Source organism: Burkholderia sp. ABCPW 14, assembly GCF_001523835.1.
In the GTDB taxonomy this organism is placed as follows: Bacteria; Pseudomonadota; Gammaproteobacteria; order Burkholderiales; family Burkholderiaceae; genus Burkholderia; species Burkholderia mayonis.
Genome location: NZ_LOVS01000119.1, coordinates 22,715 through 39,614 on the forward strand (window position 1 = coordinate 22,715; position 16,900 = coordinate 39,614).

The window sequence follows — 16,900 nt, forward strand, 5'->3', positions numbered from 1 at the left end:
TTCAATAGGCGCGCAGCATCGCCATCACGGCGACGTTGCGCGGTCTGGATTCGTTGCCGCCATCGGCCGCGACGCTGATCACGTGATCGTGCGCACCCGCGCCCCCGATGCCGACGTTGTGGCCGTGCACCCCTGCTTCACCGAGCCAGATGCCGGTTCCACTCCCGCCGGTATTCCACTGGAACGTCCCGTGTGCGTCGCCACCGCCGCCGAGATACCCCTTTGCGCCGCCGCCACCGGTCCAGTAGTCGATCACCACACCATGCAAGTGGCCCGGATCGTTCACATGATGGTTGTGCTGACCCTGTGAATCCGTCCATGCGCTGTGTGAGTGATCGTCGACCCGGCTCGCGCTCGCGCCGTGCGCATGCGAACGGTTCTGGTCGCCTTCCGCCGTGCCGATCCTGCGGTCGGCGTTGACCCCGCGTCCGTCGTCCCAGCACCGCATGAACTCGCCGCGCAACTCGGGAATCCGGAACGTCGTCGCGCCGTCACCGTCCGAATAGCACCCCCAATTGCCCGCCGACCAATCCTTCTCGGCAACGAGTGCGCCGCTACCCTGTGCATATGCCCACAACGCCGGATAGTCCGCGCGCTTCAGCACCGCGCCGTTGCACTTCAGATAGCCGGCTCGCACGCTCGTGCGCATTTCGAAGACGATCTGACCGACCGCCGTCGTCGAGATCGCGTCGGCGACCCATTGCGTCGTTGCATATCGGTTCGACCGATCGCCGCCCGGCGGATGCACGCCGAATGCCGGTCGATCGAAATAGGTGCCGTCCGGCGCGAAATGCACGATCTGCACCGCATTGCTCGCCACGCCGAAGTGACCGTCGGCGATATGAAACAGGCCGGTATCGGGTGCGCCGTCGTTGCCGAACGTAAGCGACGGCGACCCGACGCTGCCCTCGGACAAGACGATGCGCGTGCCCGGCTCGCAGGTCAGGTCGCCCTTGAGCGTGCCGCCTTTGTTCAGGTCGAGCGGCGTCAGATTCCCTTGATGCCAGACCGGCTTGCCGTCGATACGGAACGTGCGGTCCTCGATCACGTACTGAAACGACCCGATCGTCGGCGACCACCAGCCCACCCCGTACTTGCTGGTGTAGAAATAGCCGTCGAGCGGCCCGAGTCGCAGATGACCTTCGCCCGCCGTCTTCGCGACGGTCAGATCGCCGGCAACGTCGACAGCGCCGCCGAAGGTCGCGCCCGCGCCGTTGCCGTCGACGGACACCTTGCCCGTCTCAAGCGACCACGACAGCGGCCGCCAGTCGCTCCACGAGCCGAGTGGATCACCCTTCTTCGTCGACATCAGATAGACCGACGTGTCGTCGTTGCGCAGGAACGCCCCGTAATCCTTGCCGACGGCGCGCAACTGGCCGCCGTCGCCGCGATCGAGCCCGGCGCTCACGCCGTTGTCGAACGATGCGGAGATCGTCGTGCGCACCTTGCGCAGACCGGCGGCGTCGACCGACCATTCGGCGGCCGGCACGCCCTTCAAAGTCACTTGGACGACGCCCGCCCTCGGCGAGAAAAGACCCGTATCCGGGTCGCCGTCAAAGCCGAATCCGGCATTGCTCGCCGTCCCCGCGCCGACCTTGCCGAGCAATGCGCCTCTCATCGCATCGCCCGCCTTCGATACCTTGTCGCCCCCTTGCCGCTCGATCTCGCCCTTCAAGAAGCGCGTGCGATTGGCGAGCTGCTTCGCTTGCAGGTTGTCGACTCCGTCCGGGCCGCCCATCACCGGATCCGACGTCTCCAGCTGATAGATCCCGTCGTCCCATTGAACCTGTTCCTTCAGGTTTGCCATGCTGCTATCACTCCCCGCGAATATTGGCCGTTGCGGACGGCCGTGCCGTTATGCCGGATCGCGACCGCCGAGTAATCGAGCTTGACCAGTTGACTGCGGGCAGGCGCGTAGCGCTCGATCGCGCGCATCAGCGCCTGTCCTTGGTCGCGCGTGATCGGCCGCTTCAGCTTCACGATGTACTCGGCCCACGCGCTCGCACGCCCGTGCACATATCCACCGTCGCGCGTGATCGAGCCGTCGCGGCGTTTTGCGATCCGCCCTTCCTGTATCTCGATCTCGCCGAAGCCGAGCCGTCTGACGACTTCGCGAATCGCCCACGGCGTGCCCTTCTTTCGGTGCAACTCCAACGAGCCCTTGATCAGCGCACGCCGCGCGTCGTCCGACTCGGCCAGCTCCCAGCCGTCGACGGCGACGGACCACGCGAGCCACGGCAGGAACGCCGCCGGACACCGATCGACGTCCATCAACGTGCGCAGGATCTCGGGATCGACGCTCGGCCGCAGCACGCGCGCGAGCGCGGCTTCGAGCGGCGTCTGATTCGACGGCAACAGCGGTTCACTCATCGAGCACCTTCAGGTTCAGGACGACCGACGTGCAAGCGGCGAATTCCTGTCCGTTGCACGTCACGTCGCCCAACGGGGCTTTCAGGTCGACTCGAACGACGCTGCTGCCGCGCGGATGGAGCGCCCCCGCAATCGCCGATCGCGCCATCCCGAGCTTCAGCCGCCGCGCGGCGTCGACTGCGACGTCGAGATCGCGCCTTCGCTCGGCCAGCACGACAGCCGGATCCGGACCGCGTCCGACATAGACGTCCGCCTCGACCGCGTACGTGATCGGTCGCGCCGGTACGACGAGCACGGTGTCGTTCAACGGCCGGACGTCTTCGGGAGACAGCGCCTTGCGCACTGCGTCGAGTAACGCGTCGTCCGGAACCCCGCCGTTCGACTGCGACATGATCGTCACGCGCACCGTGCCCGGCTCCGGACGATCGACCCACACGTCGAGCACATCGGGCGACGCATCGAGCGCGAGCTTGCGATACGCATCGATCGGTCCGGCGTCGGTCGACGTCTCGATCGCCAGTTGCGTGCGCAACCGGAACCGCTCGTCGCGCTCGTAGCGCGGCGGACGCGGCGGCGTCGCATTCGGATCGCCGGGGTCGACAATCGCTTTCTCGACGCCCCACAGCACGGCGATGTGTTCGAGGTCCGCGCCGGTCGCATAGGCGAGCATCGTCGCCCGCGCGGCATCGATGACGCGCGCGCGGAATCGAACTTCCTCATACGCGGCCAGCTCGATCAGCTTGACGACCGGATCCGATTCGAGCGCCGCGCTCCAGTCGGGATAGATGCGCTTGAAGTAGGCAAGCTTCATCTGATACGCGGCTTCGAAATCGAGCATCTCGACCAGATCGGGCGGATCGAGCAACGACAGATCGATCATCGTCATACCGTCACCTCGAAGATTTCGGCCTTGCCGTCGACGTCGCCGCGAATCTCGAACGTCACGCGCCCGTCGACGACCGCGAGCGCGACCACGCGATCGAGCTTGATGCGCGGTTCCCATCGGCCGATCGCACGCGCGGCCTCGGCCTGCGCCGACGAGATCCACCCGCGCGTGATCGGCAGGTCGACCATCGCCGGGATGTCGGAACCGTATTCGGGTCGCTCGCGCCGTGTGCCTCGACGTGTGCCGAGAATGTCGCCGACGCTCTGCTTCAGATGCGCCAAGCCCGTCAGCGGTGCGCCGGTCCATCGGTCCATCCCGACCAACGTATCGGCAACGCTCATGCTCGATCCTCAAGCCGCTTGAAGTCCGGATGTGCGTCGAGATACTCGACATGCGACGCCGTCTGCGCGACTGCCTCGCCCTTCGAAACGTACAGCATCGAGCCGTCGGGAAAAATGACGACGCGATTACGAAAGCGCGTATCGAGAAACGTCGTGCTCGTCGGCGCGAGCGCTCGCGGACTGTCTTTTTCCATTGCCTTTCTCCAAAAACAAAACCCCGCGATTGCGGGGCAAAGTGGCTTTGTTGACGAACGGGCTACAGCGGCGGCGACACGGGCGCTCCGTCGCCTTGCTCCATGTGGCTGTGCCCAAGGAACGACTTGCCGCCGATCTCGACATCGGCCGTATAGCGAGCGCCGCCGTCGACTTCCACGGCGGGGCCGCCAGCCGCACCCGCCTTGCCCTGCATGCCCCCGTTGAACGTCAGGCGCTGCTCGGTTGTCGTATTCCCCGTGAACGTCGAATCCGGAACGTCGCCGAGCAGCTTGGGCGTGCGCAGCATTACACCGTCCGCGCGTAGCTCAAGCTCGGTGCCGCCGATGCGGAAGACGATCCGCCCGCCCGCCGGCACGTCGATCCGGTACTCATGCGACGCATGGTCGTAGACCTGCGACGCCCCGTCCGGGAAATCGAACGCCGTTTCGTTCGGACTACTTCGCGCGGCCTCGCCGTGCTGCTCCGCGTAGTAGCCGGGCACCGCATACGCGCTCGACAGTTCGCCCGACGACGAGAAAACCGACGCCTGCTCGCCTTCGGACGGCGGACGCCAGAAGCGCACCGCGCCGGCCGCGACCGTGAACCATGGCAACCAGTCGCTGACCCAATCGCCGACGCGCACGCGGCATCGCGGCGGGTCGTATGACACCGCGTCGACCGTGCCTTGCTGCACGATGCAGGCAAGCCGCCGGTCCATCTCGCCGATTTCATACTCGAGCATCGTCACTCCGGAAAGTCGACCGCCGCGTCCTGCGCCGGATCCCAATAGCTGCCCTCGTTGCCCGGCCCCGTCGACGGGTCAACGCCCCATACGAGCGTGCGGCCGTCCGGGATCTCTTCCAGCTCACCGCCGATCCCGAATTCGTGCGTCCATTCGACGAGCCACACGAGGTAAGTGTCGAGCTGCGGCCGGAACGGGTCTTCACCAACCTGCACCACCCTACCGGGCGCGATCGGCAAGCCCCACGTCTGCATGTGAACCGCGAGCGCCAGACGCGCGGCAGCCTCGCGCACGTGCAGCTCGTGCCCGGCGCCGAACGGATCGACGATGATCCGCGCCTGCATGCGCCCGATCAGAGAGACGCTGCCGCTCCCGTCGTCGTGTCCGGGTTCCATCTCGGCCAGTTCGACCGCGATCAACGGCGTCTGAATCTGCGAACCGATCTCCGGATACGCTTCGATCCGTTCGAACATCGGCAGCGCTTCGCGCAGGCCCTTCACGATCGCGTCGTGTAGCAATTTGAGGTTATCGAGCACGTCCCATCGCCTTCTGTAGTTCGTAGTTCACTTCCTGCCGCAGGATCGTCAACAGCCGTTCCTCGCACGCCTTCGCCGCGCGGCGAAACGCCGGGTCGCCGGTCTGCTGCCATTCGACCGTGACGATCCGGTACGGCGTGCGCGCCTTGCCCACGCGCTCGAAGATCGGCCCGTTCGGCTTGCGCGTCGTCTGCCGCCATGCGCCCTGAAACGACGTCCGGCCGGCCCGCATGCCTTTCTTCGTCTTCACGACCGAGCCGAGGCGGTGCGCCTCGATCGGGTTCAGCCCGAGCCACACCTTGCCGGTATCGGCCGAACGCAGGAAGAAGTACATCCGGCGGCGGATCGCCTTCTGCGGGATCCGCGTCGCCGCGCTGACTTCCTTCGCGGTCTGGCTCTTGATCCATGCGCCCGTCTTGCGCAGCGTGCGCCGCCACGCGCCTTGCATCGCGGATCGCGACAAGCCCTGCAAGACGGCCGTGACCGCACCGATGTCAATTTCGACTTTCAGTTGGTTCATGTCATTGCAGCACCAAGATCGTCCAACCCGTGCCGTCCGGCTGCGCCTCGACGACGCGATAGCGCCCGCTGCGCGCGACGACGATGCTGCCCGGCCGAATGCCGACGGCGTCTTCGTCGATCACGTGCAGCATGGGCGCAACGAGGTTCGTGCGTTGCGAGCCAAGATCGGGGCCGAGCCAAGGCGTGTTGAACATGCCGCGCACGGGACGGCCGTCGACGACCACGTCGTCGTCGCCCAGATCCCGCAGCACGGCGGCGTCGACGTCCGCTATCAGGTCGCGAAACGCCATGTCACGCCTTCAGGCGGATGCACGCACGCGGGCGCGTGCAGAGGTGGATCGGGTTCGACTGCGCCTCGATCTCGACACCCTTGTTGAACGGCATGACTTCCTGCCGCGCGTAGTACGGCAGGCCGATCGTGTTGACCGCGTCGACGTAGTCGCCGGGCGCGAAGCGCGAGATGAACAGATCCGGCACGCCTTCCGGCACCGCATACGCTTCGTCGTCGCCGACGAACGGGATGCCGCCGACCTTGCCCCGATAGCGCTCGAACACGATGCCGTCCAGTTCGATCGCCCCGCGCGGATCGCCGCGCAGCGCCGCTGCCGCCGCCGTGTTCAGGAACGTCTCTTTCACGGTCGGCAGCGTCAGCAGCTTGCGCCAGAAGTTGCGCCCGCAGAACGCGCGCACGCTCGAAAACGGCACGTTGCCGAGCGCGTCCTCGATCGCTTCGAGCGTATCCTCGTTCTTGATCCGGATTTCGGTCTTCGCGTTCGACAGCTCGTATTCGATGACCTGCTGCTCGATGCCGAAGCTGTCGAGCAGGTTCGCGACGACCCGCTTGCCGTCCGCGTCGAGGATCACGCCGCGCACCGCGCCGAGACGGTGATACTCGTGCGTCGCGTCGATCTGGCGGCGCATCTTCGCAAGCCGCTTGTCGACGTAGCGCTGCACCGTCTCCAGTTCGGAGTCGTCGCCGAACGCGCGCAGGTTCTGGATCTCGTCCGCCTTGATGACCGCGCGCTGCGGCAGGTGGACGGTGTTGAACGGAATCAGGCTCGGCTTGCTGCCCAACACGTTCGGCGCGGGCGAGCCACGCACGCCGGCCGCCACGAGCGCGAGCGTTTCGCCGTCGCGCTCGATCTGCACGGTCGTCGTCGTGATGCCTTCCTCGTCGAACAGGCCCGACTCGCCGAGGCGGCCCGGCATGTGCGGCTGCTCGTTGATCGACGCGGTCAGGGACGACAGCGAGAACGCGTCGTCGTTGAAGATTGCGATGTCTGCCATATGCACTCCAGAAATGAAAAAGCCGCGCATCGGCGCGGCTTCGGGATCGGGGGATTCGCTGCGATCAGCGGATGACGATGTGGTGCGAGGCCAGATCGTCGCGGGCGGGCACATCGAGGCCCGCGAGCAAGCGCGCGTCGACTTCGGCGAGCCGCTTGATCGCAACCGCCGGACGCGGCTTGTCGGACGCCGGCAACGGCGCGTACAGGATGCCGACCGCGACTTCCGCGCCGGTATTCGCGGCGTTGTCGTACGGCGCGTATTCGCCCGTGCCGATCGTGCCGAGCACGCAGCCGGACGGCAACGCCGGACCGGCCGCGACCGTGATCGCATCGCGCGAGATCTGGCCGGGGCCTTCCGAGATCAGAAATTCGGCGGGCAACACGCCCATCGTCTTGATGTTGGACATTCAACGCTCCTTTCAGCGATGCAAAGTTACTTGGCCACGCGGCGGGCCGCGTAGATGTCGGACGTCCGCACGGCACGGCTACGCGCCTGCGGAACGGTTTGCTGCGTCGGATCGGGCCGGCCGTTGACACGGGACTGCGACGCCGTGATGCGCTCGAACAGCCGCGCACGCACCTGATCCGGCGTCAGGCCGTCGCCGACATACTGCGCGGTCAGGTCCGCTTGATTCGCCGCGAGGCAGATGCCCGCGATGTCGGTCGCGTTGCGGATCGCGCGATCGACCGTCTCGCGATCGCGCAGACCGGTCGACGCGATCACGCCTTCCGCGCATGCGACGAGATTCGCGTCGCGCAGCGTGTTGAACACGTGCGCTGCGAGCGCCGTGACGTCGGGCGCTTGCGGCTTCGGTGGGGGCTCCGGATCGGGCTCCGGATCGGGCGTCGGATCGGCCGGCGGGGCGGCCGGCGGGGCGGCCGGCGGAACAGTCGGTTGCGCCGCCGCTTGGTCGGCCGAATCGAGCAGCGTGCGCACGTGCTCGGGAACGGCCGAGAAACGCGCGAGAAGCGGCGCTGCGCCGGCCGACGCCGCGAGCTTGACCGGGGCCTCGATCACGTCGCAGAAGCCCTTCTCCTTCGCCTCTGCGGCCGTCATCCATGTCTCGGCATCCATCATCGCCCGCACGTCGTCTTCGGACAGACCGCTGCGTTGCGCGTACGCCGCCAGAATGCCGGCGCTCGCACTGTCGAGCAGGTCGGCGACGCGGCGCATGTCTTTCGATTCGCCGGCCGCGACCGTGTGCGGATGGTGGATCATCAACAGCGCGTTCTCGGGCATCTCGATCTCGTCGCACGCCATCAGCACCAGCGACGCGGCCGACGCCGCGATCCCGTCGACGCGCCCCTTCACCTTGCCGGCGTAGCGGCGCAACGCGTTGTAGATCGCGAACGCGTCGAACACGTCGCCGCCCATCGAGTTGATCGCAACCACGATCGACGACGCGTTCGTCGCGACGGCGTCGAGCTGCGACACGAAGTTCTGCGCGTCGGTGCCCCAGAATCCGATGTCGCTATAGATCCGGATTTCGACGACCTTGTCGCCGCCGGCCGCCGCTTGCGCGCGGATGTCCCACCATTTGCGGTTTCGTTTCATTCCCCGTCCTCTTTCAAATCACTGCCTTTGCCGTCTTCGGTCGCGAGCTGCGTGTCGTAACGCAATCCGAGCTGCCGCTCGCGTGCGAGATCCGCCGCGTTCTCCGCGTCGACCTGTTCCGGATCGTCGCCGCGCGCGAGCACCGCGCCCGTGCGGCTCGCGAGGCCCGCGCGGATCTCCATGCGCTTCGCCGTGACATCCTGCACCGGGTGGATGTACGGCCAGCCCTGCGGCACCCATCGCACACGCAGGTAGTCGCGACGCCTGCGGTAGTAATCGGGCATCGGCATCGCGCCCGACAGCGCGCACGCGTCGACCCACCAGCGCCAGACCTTGCGGCAGAACTGGTGAATGAACACGTTCCATTGAAGCTGTTCCACCGTGCGGCGGAACTCGTTCAGGATCACGCGCAGCACGCGGTCGTTGACGTCGCGCAGGTCGCCTGTCAGCACCTCGTACGGCATGCCGACCGACGCGGCCGCCGCCATCAGCTGCTGCCGCATGAACGGCGCGTAATCGTTGCCGGCTCCGGGCGGGTCCGCAAACGTCACGGTCTCACCGGACGCCAGCTCCTGCATCCCGCCGGGCTCGAGCGAGACGACCGGCGAGAATCCGTCGTCGTCGTACTGCACCGCCGCGCCGGAAACCGGATCGCCCATCGGCCCAAGCTCGGCCTGCGGCTTCACGATGAAGCCGGCAAACAGGTTGCTGACCTCTTGCCGGAACAGCACTGCGTCGTCGAAGTTGTCGAGCGAGTGCAGCCGAAGCAGCACCGTCGACAGCTCGGGCACGCCGCGCACCTGCCCCGGCCGCAGCGCGAGGAAGACGTGCGCGATCTCGTCGGCCGGCACGCGCACCGTCCGCGTGCTGTCGCCTGTCTGCCGCCCATACTCGCCCGGATGCCGGGTCAACAGGTGATAGGCGACACGGCGGCCGTCGTCGTCGAACTCGACGCCGTTGATGATCTCGCCGTGAGGCAGGCGCGCGTTCTTGTTCACCGGCAGATGGTCGCCTTCGAGCAACTGCACCTGTAACGGCACGGCCAACCCGTCGCGCGGACTGCGCAGCCGTCGGCGCACGAGTACCTCGCCGTCGCTGAAGAACGCGCGCGCGGCGAGTGTCTGCAAGCCGGGCATGTCGAACAGCTCGTCGGCGTCGATCTCCTCGGCGCTGTCGTCCCAAAGCTGCTTTTGCTGCCTTCGAACGGCATCGTCAGGATGCTTCGGATGCGCCTGAATGCCAGAGCCGATCGTGTTCGACACGAGCCGCGCGATCGCCGTCTTCGCCCACGGATCGTTCCGGATTGCGTCGCGCGCGCGATGCCGCATCAACGACAGGTTCTGCACCGCCGCCATGTTCGGTCCGGCGCTCGACGCCTTCCACGACTTCGCGCGCGCGCCTCCCGCGCTCGCCGACTCGTACGCCGATGCCTTCAGGCGCGTCGGCATCACGAAGCCGCGTTGCGCGAGCGCCGGATACGGGCGACTCATCGAACCCCCTTGCCCGCATGCCGCAGCCGGACGATGCGCGAGCGCCCGCTCGCACCATCGAGCGCGCGAATGATCTCGGTTTGCGCCTCCCGCAGCTCGAAAATCGACCGGTACTTCACACGGCGATCGGCGTATTGCACTTCCAGCTCGCCTTTCGCGATCGCGGACTGGATGCGCTCCAGGTCCCGCTTCGTGTATGCCATGGGTTCCTCCTAGCGACGCGTCAGGTAGGCCGAACGGCCCATGCGACGCCCCTGAATACGAGAAACCCCGCTCGGTGGCGGGGTTTCGATGGGTTTGGTTGTCTGCGGATGCGGTCGCGGTTGCTCGGCCGGATCCGGTTCGCCGGGCGCATCCGGCAGCACCTCGACCGGCAGCGCCGACGGCAGCGCGTCGAGCACCGGCACCGCCTCGAACAGCGACACCTGCGACAAGCGTTGCTGCTCGACCTGCCAATGCATCTCCGTCATCAGATGCGTCTTGACGCTGCGCGCCGCATGCAGCGCGTACACCTCACAGTCGAGCGCCTCGTTACGCGCGCCGGCTTTCTTCTGCCACACGCGCTTGGTCCCGATGCGGGCGGGCACCTTGACCTCGGCCGTCAGCTGCGACAGATAATCGGAACGGACATCGCGATACCAGTGCATGCGGCCCGGTCCGTCGCCGTCCAGCTTGAGCCGGTTGTCGAGAATCAGATCCTTGGCCTTGCTCACGCCGACCATGAACGGCCGCAGCCCGTACTTCGCCGCCTTACTGTTGTTCCGCGTCGAGTCGACCGACGCGCGCGGCGTACTGAAGATCTCGGCGTTGGCATCCGTGCTGCCCTTGATCGCCATCACGTTCAGCCCCTGCCGCTGCGCCGCGCGCACATACTTGTAAACCGCATCGGACGTCGAGCCGTCCGACGAGTCGATCGACATCGCCCGGACCCGCGCCATGCCGCCCGCCTCGTGACGATAGGCATGCGTGAGCAGCGTCGTGAGCGCGCCCCATACACCGCCCGTCAGCGGATCCTCGCCTTGGTCGAGCACGTTGCCGTAGATCTCGTCCCACGCGATTAGCCAGCTCTCCTCGCCGCGCCCCCACGCGCGCAGCACGATCGCGATGCGGTCATGCTGGACGTCGACGCCGAGCGTCAGCAGCAAGCCGCCCATCGGCACCGTGAACGCCGGATACGGCATCGCGCGCTCGGCGAGCGCATCGATTTCCGGAAGGTCGCTCTTGTACTTGTACGGCCGGCCCTGCGAGTTGTTCACGAACGAGCGCATCTTCGTGTCGTCGCCGGTACGCAACGCCTTCTCCGCCGTGAGCCACTTCTTGACCAGCTCCGACATGCGCGAGCCGGGAAACGGCGACACCAGTTCATTCAGCCGGAATCCGGCGACGCCATAAAACGGCGCGGTCGCCACCCATCGGCCTCGGCGCACGGCGCGAATGCGCATCGAGTCGTCCCACAACGTGCCGCAATGCGGGCACGTGTATCGCGCCGATTCGGGTCGAGCGCGGCCGAACACTTCATGCGCCACGTCGGCGTCCTCCGTCCACGTGACGTTCTCCCACGTCAGCTCGTGCTCGTCGCCGCAATCCGGGCAAGGCACCAGATAGACGCGCTGATCCGACGCCACGTATGCCTGCTGAATGCGCGAGAAGCCGTCGACCGTCGGCGTGCCGCCGAAGATCACCTTGCGCCGGCTGTCCGAGTAGCTCTTGTTGCGCTCTTCCAGCAGCGTGATCGAATCGCCCTGCTCGCGCACGTTCTGGTTCGCGTCGTCCGGCTCCTCCACCGCGACGACGGGCGCGGGCGTCGACTTGACGTCGTCCGGCGCGTTCGACGTGATGAACTTCAGGAAACCGCGCGGGAAGGTCTTGTGATCCCACAGGTTGTTCTTGTCGCGGCTCGCGTGTACCGGAAGCTTCGCCGAGAGACGCGGCGTCACCTCGACCATCGGCTCGAATTTTTCGAGGTTGAACTTCTTCGCCGACTTCTCTTTCGCGAACATCACGATCATCGGGCACGGGTCGACGTCGATCCGCCGGCCGACGTAGTTCAGCAGCACCCCGTCCGTCCATGCGACCTGCGCCGACTTCATGCACACGACCTTCTGCACGCGCGGATCGTCGAGCGCCGCGTGCATGCCGAACACCCACGGCGTGATGTTCGGGTTATAGCGGCCGGGGCTCGCGGACGCCTTCGCGCTCATCCGACGATGCTTGCGCGCCCAGTCCGTCGTCCCGATCTTCTCCGGCGGACGCAGCAGCTGCGCGATCCGCCGAATCACCGCCCGAACCGTCTGAGTCGTATCCAGAAAGCTGTTCAAGACACCCATACATATGCTCGTTCAACCATTCGAGGTCAATTTCCACGTCATACAGCGTGCGCAATTCCTGCACCAGCTTGTCGGATAGCGCCAGCAATTCCGTCTGAAAGGCACCGACCATCTGGCCATATGCCTGCTCAAGCTGCGCTGCGTTGACCAGCTGCCCTTTCTTTTCGGCCAGCGTCAGCAGTTTGATTTCGCGATCGACACGTTCGGTCATCGCGCGTTCGGCCACGAGATCAATACCGGTTTCGCTTGCGCGACCGGCGGCCATCTCTCGCAAGTGCCGAAGGTAAACCGTGCGGATCTCATCCATCGACGCCGTTCGATAATCGATGTCGAGTCGTTCGACAAGACGCGAGACCGTCGACCGCTCGAGGTCAAGGTGTTCGGCGATCTGCTGTTGGGTCAGCATGTGAATGTGCCCCCCTATAGAGATTCAACAGTAGAGAAAAAACGCGGGTGCGCGCCCCCGCATGACCTGAGGGCCGGAGGGTCCCCGTCCTGCTCAAAAAATAGGCAAATCGGGCACCCCGCCCACCCCTGCGGCCCTGAAACCCTTGTCTGGCGGGGGTTTCAGCCGAATGCCGCGACCTCCGCGACGCCCCCTTCGGGAGCGCGGTCCCGCGCCCACATGACGCGGTCGATTGCGTCGTCCAACTGGAGACAGCGGACGGTCACACCGCCGTCGCTCCGATCCTCATCCCACGCCGACCACAACTCGCATGGGCGGGCGTCCGCAGATTCGATGTGCATTTCTGCGCCTCAATGCAAAAAGCCCCGAGGGCTTTCGCACTCAGGGCTTTGGAATTCATTTCGTAGGGGCGAGCGCCCCCACACGACCTAACGGGCTCCTCGTATCGTTGTTTTGTCCCGAGAGGTTTGCACGACTCACGCGCGGTGCCAGCGAATATCCAGTGACGCGGTAAAGGATGTGCGAAGTTTACGCGATCCGCTCTTGGAATGGAAGACGTTTCATTCTCGCAATTGGCAGCGCAACGTGTCAGACACTGAACCATTGACCGCGTCGAGCAGCCCGAGCATGTCGTGAAAGCGCCAAGACCAATTGCGCCGATACTCCTTGAGTGTCACACCGAGCGCCTGCGCGCGCGCCGCTTCTTCGATCGGCCGCTTACCAGCCCCGCCACAATCAGGGCAAATCTGCCGCCCATGAATAGTTGTAGGCGCAGCGATCTGCACGCGCCCCACACCGCGGCAAACGTCACATCCTTCGTACTCCCTGAATACCAGCGGTCCGTTACGACCGTGAAAGAACGGAATCCGCTCCTCCGCAACACATACCTTCCCGCGCCCTGCGCAAACGAGGCACCGCATCGTCGCCTTCGGCTGTTCGGTTGATCGCCGAACAACGCCACGGCCTTCGCACGTCACACATTGATCGTTGACCCACTCGTCGAGCAACCGCAGCGCGAATCGTTCGATCACATCTACTTGCGCACGCTCGACCGCATTACCGGCGCGTTGTTCGCGACGCTCGTCACGCTTCAATCCGGTGAATTTCCCGCGTTTGAAGCGCCCCGAGGTTCGCATCATCTGCGCCAACAGCAGCATCGCGCGTCGAATCATTTCGGGCTTCGCCTGCTGCGCGACCTTGATCCGAACCAGCAATCGACCGAGATCGTTCGCAAAGGCGAGTGCGCCCAAAGTAACTTTCGGATCGGCAATCGGGTCGGTGAACTGACCACGCACGCTCATCGCGACTCCCGCCCGCTCCATCAGATCCATCATCGCTTTCTCCTTAACGTCCTAATGTCCCAATGTCCCAAGGGAAAAGGCTTGCAGGGGCGCGCGCGCCCGCGACATGCGCCGCTCACGTCGCGCATGTCGCGCGCCCGCCCCCGCACACGAAGCCGCGCTTTGGGACGTTGGGACACGGGACGGCCACGGCGCGCCAAAGCAGGCAACACAGCGCGCCGCGAACAACATCGCAGCGCGCCGAACGCGATCAAAGCGGGCTGTCGTCATCGCCTGCCGTGACCGCTTCGAGCGCCGCTTCCGGCTCCTGCTCCTCGCGCACGTAGTACCAGCCGCGCGAACCCGTCGACTCACGCTTGCGCACCCACCCGAGGGACTTCAGCGCCTTACCGATGCGGCGCTGTTCCGCGAGCGTCCATTTCGACGTGTCGAGCTTCAGGATGTCGGCCAGAATCGCCTCCATCGTCGTGTGCGACACGTATTCCAGCGCCTTCGCGATCTTGTCCTCGTACACGTCGCCTTCGTACCGCTCGGCCTGCTCGATCTCGAACAGCGGGCGCTCCTGCTCCGTCACGTGCCACACGACGCCCGCGCGGTACAGGAGGACGGCCTCGGCCCACAACTGATCACGCACGCGCGCAATGCCGTCGATATCGACCAAGCCGCCCACACGCAAAGGCCAGTAGCGCCGGTTGCCCGACTCGTCCTTGAGGTACGTATCGAAGTTGACGGAACCCGCGAAAACGCACTGACGCGGCACATCGGTCGCCCGCTTCCCGTAGAAGTTTCGGAACCGGTCGACGGCCGTCGCGAAAAAGCTCTTGACCGCCGACGAGTCCGCTTTGTTCAGCGAATCCAGCTCGATCACCCACTTGCCCGCCATCACCGCGTACGTGTCCTTGTTGCCGATCTGGATCGGCGTGTCGGTGAACCATTGCGCGCCGGCCAGCACCTTAAGCGCCGTCGACTTGCGCGCCCCCTGCTTGCCTTCGAGGATCAGCACGTTGTCGACCTTGCAGCCCGGCTGCATCACGCGCGCGACGGCCGCGATCATCCATTTCATGAAGGCCAGTTGCACGTACTCGCTGTCGGCCACGCGCAGATACGTCGACGGCATCGCGCGCACGCGCGGCACGCCATCCCATTCCAGCCCCTCCAGGTATTCGCGAACGTCGTGAAAGTGCGTTGCGTCCGCGACCAGCAGCACCGCGTTCATCACGATATCCGTGCGCACCGAGATGCCGTACCGCTGCGACAACCAGAGCACGCAGCGCTGATCGTCCATGTCCGTCCATTCACCCGTGGCGCCCTGCGGGAACGGCGGGGCCTTGCGCTTCATCACGCGACCGCCGAAATCGTCCTGCTCGATCACGCCCCGCCATGCCTTGTGATTCGAGAGGATCAGGTGGACATTGCCGAGCGTCGGCAGCAGCGTGCCCTTGTCCGACCGCGCGAGATCCTGCTCCCACGTGTGCGCGCCATTCTCAGCTTCGCGCCCGTCCCATGCCGGCTGTTCTGCGGCAGCGGACGTCGCGGCGGACATCTGTCGCTCGGCATCGACCGCGGCCGGGCGAACGTCTTCGTTTGCCGGCGCGAGGACCGACAGGATCGCCGCCTGCACCCGCCGCGCGACGGCGTCCAACCCTTCCTCGACGTGCAGATCGTTGAAGTCCGTGAGCTTGCGCTCGCCGCGATCGGCGAACGTCGGATAGACGACGCTGACGCCAGCGATCTCGGCAGCCGCTTCGTACGCCCGTTTCAGGCCGGCGTTCTCGAAGCGTTTGCGCCGCTGCGGCAGGACGTCGTTGCCGTACGTCACCTCGACGTAGGCCGCGCCGTTGCCGTCGACGCGACGATACGCTGCAACCATGTACCACGTCTTCTTAGCCTCGATCCGGATCGGCGCAGCCTCGAACGGCAGATCGCCCCGAAAGTCGAACTCCTCCGCAAGCCAGTCGCGCATCCGCTGCTCGATCTTCCAGTCGTCGTCCGCGCAGATCAGCACGTGCGCGTTCGGATGCGCGTCGCGCAGATAGCGGGCGGTCGACGGGATCCCGCCCGCATCAAAGCAGACGCAAAGCGCGAACGCTTCGGCCGTCGCCATTCGCACCGACCGGCCGGTTGCATAGCCTTCGGCGATCATCACAAGTTGGTCGTCCGGCTTCACTTCGCCGAGCAGGCAGGCCGCCCCCTTCTTCTCCATGCCCTTGTTGAAGCGCTTCGCGCCGTCCGGCGTGATCTTCTGAAGCCCCACGAGCCGCGCCTCGTCGCCGTACTGATACATCGGCACGAAGATCGTGCCGTCCGAATCGAACCGCACGCCTTCGGCCGTCACATGCTTGCGCTCCAGATAGGCCGACACGCCTCGTTCGCTCGCGCGCGCCCATTGATCGCACGCGCGATTCGCGGCCATTCGCGCCGCACGCACCGAGCGCTCCGCTTCCGCCCGCTCGGCGGCCTCTTGGCGGCGTCGCGTCTCCGCGAGCGCTTCCTCGCTCAGCGGCGCACCGTTCCACTGGAATCGCTCCGTGCCCGGATCGTCGCCGGAGAAGTGACCGAACGTGCCCGTATAGCCGATCACCGCGCCCTTGCTGACGACCTCGCGCAACTGATACCAGTATTTCTTGCGCGGGCCGTAGCGATGATGCTTGCCGTCCGCGACCGGGTGGCCGGACGGCAGTTCCGGATGATCGGCGTTACAGAGTTGCTGGACGATTTGATCGAGCGTCGACATAGGGATATTCACCTCTTGAAAGCAATCCCTCGCGCGCTGTCGATGGCGGTCAAAATCCGCGCTTTTCCGGCGGCGTCATGTAACGGCGGCATGACACAAGTTTCAAAATCGACGTTGCAGGAGCGACGAACCTGTCGGAAGCGGGATATTGACGCGGGGCGCGACGTAAGGAGCCCGTAGGGCGACTGGAGGCGCGCCCCGCGTCG

The 16,900-nt window shown here is 65.7% G+C and carries 18 protein-coding genes; all 18 read right to left on the minus strand.

Annotated elements, in window-relative coordinates:
* Nucleotide 1: 1 nt before the first annotated feature.
* The 18 genes from WS62_RS19030 to WS62_RS19115 all read right to left on the minus strand — a co-directional run bounded on the left by WS62_RS19030 (nucleotide 2) and on the right by WS62_RS19115 (nucleotide 16,694).
* Entirely contained in the window at nucleotides 2–1,807 is a 1,806-nt protein-coding gene (locus tag WS62_RS19030) for a phage tail protein (protein WP_066573930.1), read from the minus strand.
* Nucleotides 1,795–2,370, minus strand: coding sequence for a phage tail protein I (locus tag WS62_RS19035; RefSeq protein ID WP_066573933.1), 576 nt, complete (start codon nucleotides 2,368–2,370; stop codon nucleotides 1,795–1,797). Before WS62_RS19035 ends, WS62_RS19030 begins: the two co-directional genes overlap by 13 nt.
* The gene (locus WS62_RS19040; RefSeq protein ID WP_066573936.1) at nucleotides 2,363–3,256 is read right to left on the minus strand and encodes a baseplate assembly protein; all 894 of its coding nucleotides are present in this window, start codon (nucleotides 3,254–3,256) and stop codon (nucleotides 2,363–2,365) included. Before WS62_RS19040 ends, WS62_RS19035 begins: the two co-directional genes overlap by 8 nt.
* Nucleotides 3,253–3,597 carry a GPW/gp25 family protein gene (locus WS62_RS19045; protein WP_066573940.1) on the minus strand — a complete coding sequence of 115 codons (345 nt, stop codon included), beginning with the start codon at nucleotides 3,595–3,597 and terminating at the stop codon, nucleotides 3,253–3,255. The genes WS62_RS19040 and WS62_RS19045 overlap by 4 nt, the downstream gene beginning before the upstream one ends.
* Nucleotides 3,594–3,791, minus strand: coding sequence for a hypothetical protein (locus WS62_RS19050; protein ID WP_066573943.1), 198 nt, complete (start codon nucleotides 3,789–3,791; stop codon nucleotides 3,594–3,596). Before WS62_RS19050 ends, WS62_RS19045 begins: the two co-directional genes overlap by 4 nt.
* Before the next feature lie 62 nt (nucleotides 3,792–3,853).
* Nucleotides 3,854–4,534 carry a phage baseplate assembly protein V gene (locus tag WS62_RS19055; RefSeq protein WP_066573946.1) on the minus strand — a complete coding sequence of 227 codons (681 nt, stop codon included), beginning with the start codon at nucleotides 4,532–4,534 and terminating at the stop codon, nucleotides 3,854–3,856.
* A gap of 2 nt (nucleotides 4,535–4,536) precedes the next feature.
* Complete coding sequence (locus WS62_RS19060) at nucleotides 4,537–5,070, minus strand: hypothetical protein (RefSeq protein WP_066573951.1); 534 nt, start codon at nucleotides 5,068–5,070, stop codon at nucleotides 4,537–4,539.
* Nucleotides 5,060–5,590 (minus strand): phage tail protein, encoded by a 531-nt coding sequence (locus WS62_RS19065; protein WP_066573954.1) that lies wholly within the window; start codon nucleotides 5,588–5,590, stop codon nucleotides 5,060–5,062. Before WS62_RS19065 ends, WS62_RS19060 begins: the two co-directional genes overlap by 11 nt.
* Nucleotide 5,591: 1 nt before the next feature.
* Nucleotides 5,592–5,882, minus strand: a complete 291-nt coding sequence (locus tag WS62_RS19070; RefSeq protein ID WP_066573956.1) for a head-tail joining protein — start codon at nucleotides 5,880–5,882, stop codon at nucleotides 5,592–5,594.
* 1 nt (nucleotide 5,883) lies between these two features.
* The gene (locus tag WS62_RS19075; RefSeq protein WP_082721089.1) at nucleotides 5,884–6,909 is read right to left on the minus strand and encodes a major capsid protein; all 1,026 of its coding nucleotides are present in this window, start codon (nucleotides 6,907–6,909) and stop codon (nucleotides 5,884–5,886) included.
* Nucleotides 6,910–6,943: 34 nt separating this feature from the next.
* Nucleotides 6,944–7,288, minus strand: a complete 345-nt coding sequence (locus WS62_RS19080) for a head decoration protein (RefSeq protein WP_066573960.1) — start codon at nucleotides 7,286–7,288, stop codon at nucleotides 6,944–6,946.
* A gap of 26 nt (nucleotides 7,289–7,314) precedes the next feature.
* Entirely contained in the window at nucleotides 7,315–8,436 is a 1,122-nt protein-coding gene (locus WS62_RS19085; protein WP_066573963.1) for a head maturation protease, ClpP-related, read from the minus strand.
* Nucleotides 8,433–9,926 carry a phage portal protein gene (locus WS62_RS19090; protein WP_066573971.1) on the minus strand — a complete coding sequence of 498 codons (1,494 nt, stop codon included), beginning with the start codon at nucleotides 9,924–9,926 and terminating at the stop codon, nucleotides 8,433–8,435. The genes WS62_RS19085 and WS62_RS19090 overlap by 4 nt, the downstream gene beginning before the upstream one ends.
* Nucleotides 9,923–10,129 (minus strand): phage head-tail joining protein, encoded by a 207-nt coding sequence (locus tag WS62_RS19095; protein ID WP_066573975.1) that lies wholly within the window; start codon nucleotides 10,127–10,129, stop codon nucleotides 9,923–9,925. The genes WS62_RS19090 and WS62_RS19095 overlap by 4 nt, the downstream gene beginning before the upstream one ends.
* A 9-nt stretch (nucleotides 10,130–10,138) precedes the next feature.
* Nucleotides 10,139–12,127 carry a phage terminase large subunit family protein gene (locus tag WS62_RS19100; protein ID WP_082721090.1) on the minus strand — a complete coding sequence of 663 codons (1,989 nt, stop codon included), beginning with the start codon at nucleotides 12,125–12,127 and terminating at the stop codon, nucleotides 10,139–10,141.
* Complete coding sequence (locus WS62_RS34180; RefSeq protein ID WP_082721091.1) at nucleotides 12,090–12,659, minus strand: MarR family transcriptional regulator; 570 nt, start codon at nucleotides 12,657–12,659, stop codon at nucleotides 12,090–12,092. Before WS62_RS34180 ends, WS62_RS19100 begins: the two co-directional genes overlap by 38 nt.
* Before the next feature lie 560 nt (nucleotides 12,660–13,219).
* On the minus strand, nucleotides 13,220–13,993 hold the full coding sequence (locus tag WS62_RS19110; RefSeq protein WP_066573982.1) for a hypothetical protein: 774 nt from the start codon (nucleotides 13,991–13,993) through the stop codon (nucleotides 13,220–13,222).
* 217 nt (nucleotides 13,994–14,210) lie between these two features.
* Nucleotides 14,211–16,694 (minus strand): VapE domain-containing protein, encoded by a 2,484-nt coding sequence (locus tag WS62_RS19115; RefSeq protein ID WP_066573984.1) that lies wholly within the window; start codon nucleotides 16,692–16,694, stop codon nucleotides 14,211–14,213.
* Nucleotides 16,695–16,900 lie beyond the last annotated feature (206 nt).

Bases quoted from the DNA above. Each gene is read 5' to 3' on its own strand.
- WS62_RS19115 (WP_066573984.1), bottom strand. From the start codon at position 16,694: ATGTCGACGCTCGATCAAATCGTCCAGCAACTCTGTAACGCCGATCAT.
- WS62_RS19080 (WP_066573960.1), bottom strand. From the start codon at position 7,288: ATGTCCAACATCAAGACGATGGGCGTGTTGCCCGCCGAATTTCTGATC.
- WS62_RS19095 (WP_066573975.1), bottom strand. From the start codon at position 10,129: ATGGCATACACGAAGCGGGACCTGGAGCGCATCCAGTCCGCGATCGCG.
- WS62_RS19110 (WP_066573982.1), bottom strand. From the start codon at position 13,993: ATGATGGATCTGATGGAGCGGGCGGGAGTCGCGATGAGCGTGCGTGGT.
- WS62_RS19035 (WP_066573933.1), bottom strand. From the start codon at position 2,370: ATGAGTGAACCGCTGTTGCCGTCGAATCAGACGCCGCTCGAAGCCGCG.
- WS62_RS19090 (WP_066573971.1), bottom strand. From the start codon at position 9,926: ATGAGTCGCCCGTATCCGGCGCTCGCGCAACGCGGCTTCGTGATGCCG.
- WS62_RS19055 (WP_066573946.1), bottom strand. From the start codon at position 4,534: ATGCTCGAGTATGAAATCGGCGAGATGGACCGGCGGCTTGCCTGCATC.
- WS62_RS19040 (WP_066573936.1), bottom strand. From the start codon at position 3,256: ATGACGATGATCGATCTGTCGTTGCTCGATCCGCCCGATCTGGTCGAG.
- WS62_RS19045 (WP_066573940.1), bottom strand. From the start codon at position 3,597: ATGAGCGTTGCCGATACGTTGGTCGGGATGGACCGATGGACCGGCGCA.
- WS62_RS19070 (WP_066573956.1), bottom strand. From the start codon at position 5,882: ATGGCGTTTCGCGACCTGATAGCGGACGTCGACGCCGCCGTGCTGCGG.
- WS62_RS19075 (WP_082721089.1), bottom strand. From the start codon at position 6,909: ATGCGCGGCTTTTTCATTTCTGGAGTGCATATGGCAGACATCGCAATC.
- WS62_RS19085 (WP_066573963.1), bottom strand. From the start codon at position 8,436: ATGAAACGAAACCGCAAATGGTGGGACATCCGCGCGCAAGCGGCGGCC.
- WS62_RS34180 (WP_082721091.1), bottom strand. From the start codon at position 12,659: ATGCTGACCCAACAGCAGATCGCCGAACACCTTGACCTCGAGCGGTCG.
- WS62_RS19030 (WP_066573930.1), bottom strand. From the start codon at position 1,807: ATGGCAAACCTGAAGGAACAGGTTCAATGGGACGACGGGATCTATCAG.
- WS62_RS19100 (WP_082721090.1), bottom strand. From the start codon at position 12,127: ATGAGCGCGAAGGCGTCCGCGAGCCCCGGCCGCTATAACCCGAACATC.
- WS62_RS19065 (WP_066573954.1), bottom strand. From the start codon at position 5,590: ATGAACCAACTGAAAGTCGAAATTGACATCGGTGCGGTCACGGCCGTC.
- WS62_RS19050 (WP_066573943.1), bottom strand. From the start codon at position 3,791: ATGGAAAAAGACAGTCCGCGAGCGCTCGCGCCGACGAGCACGACGTTT.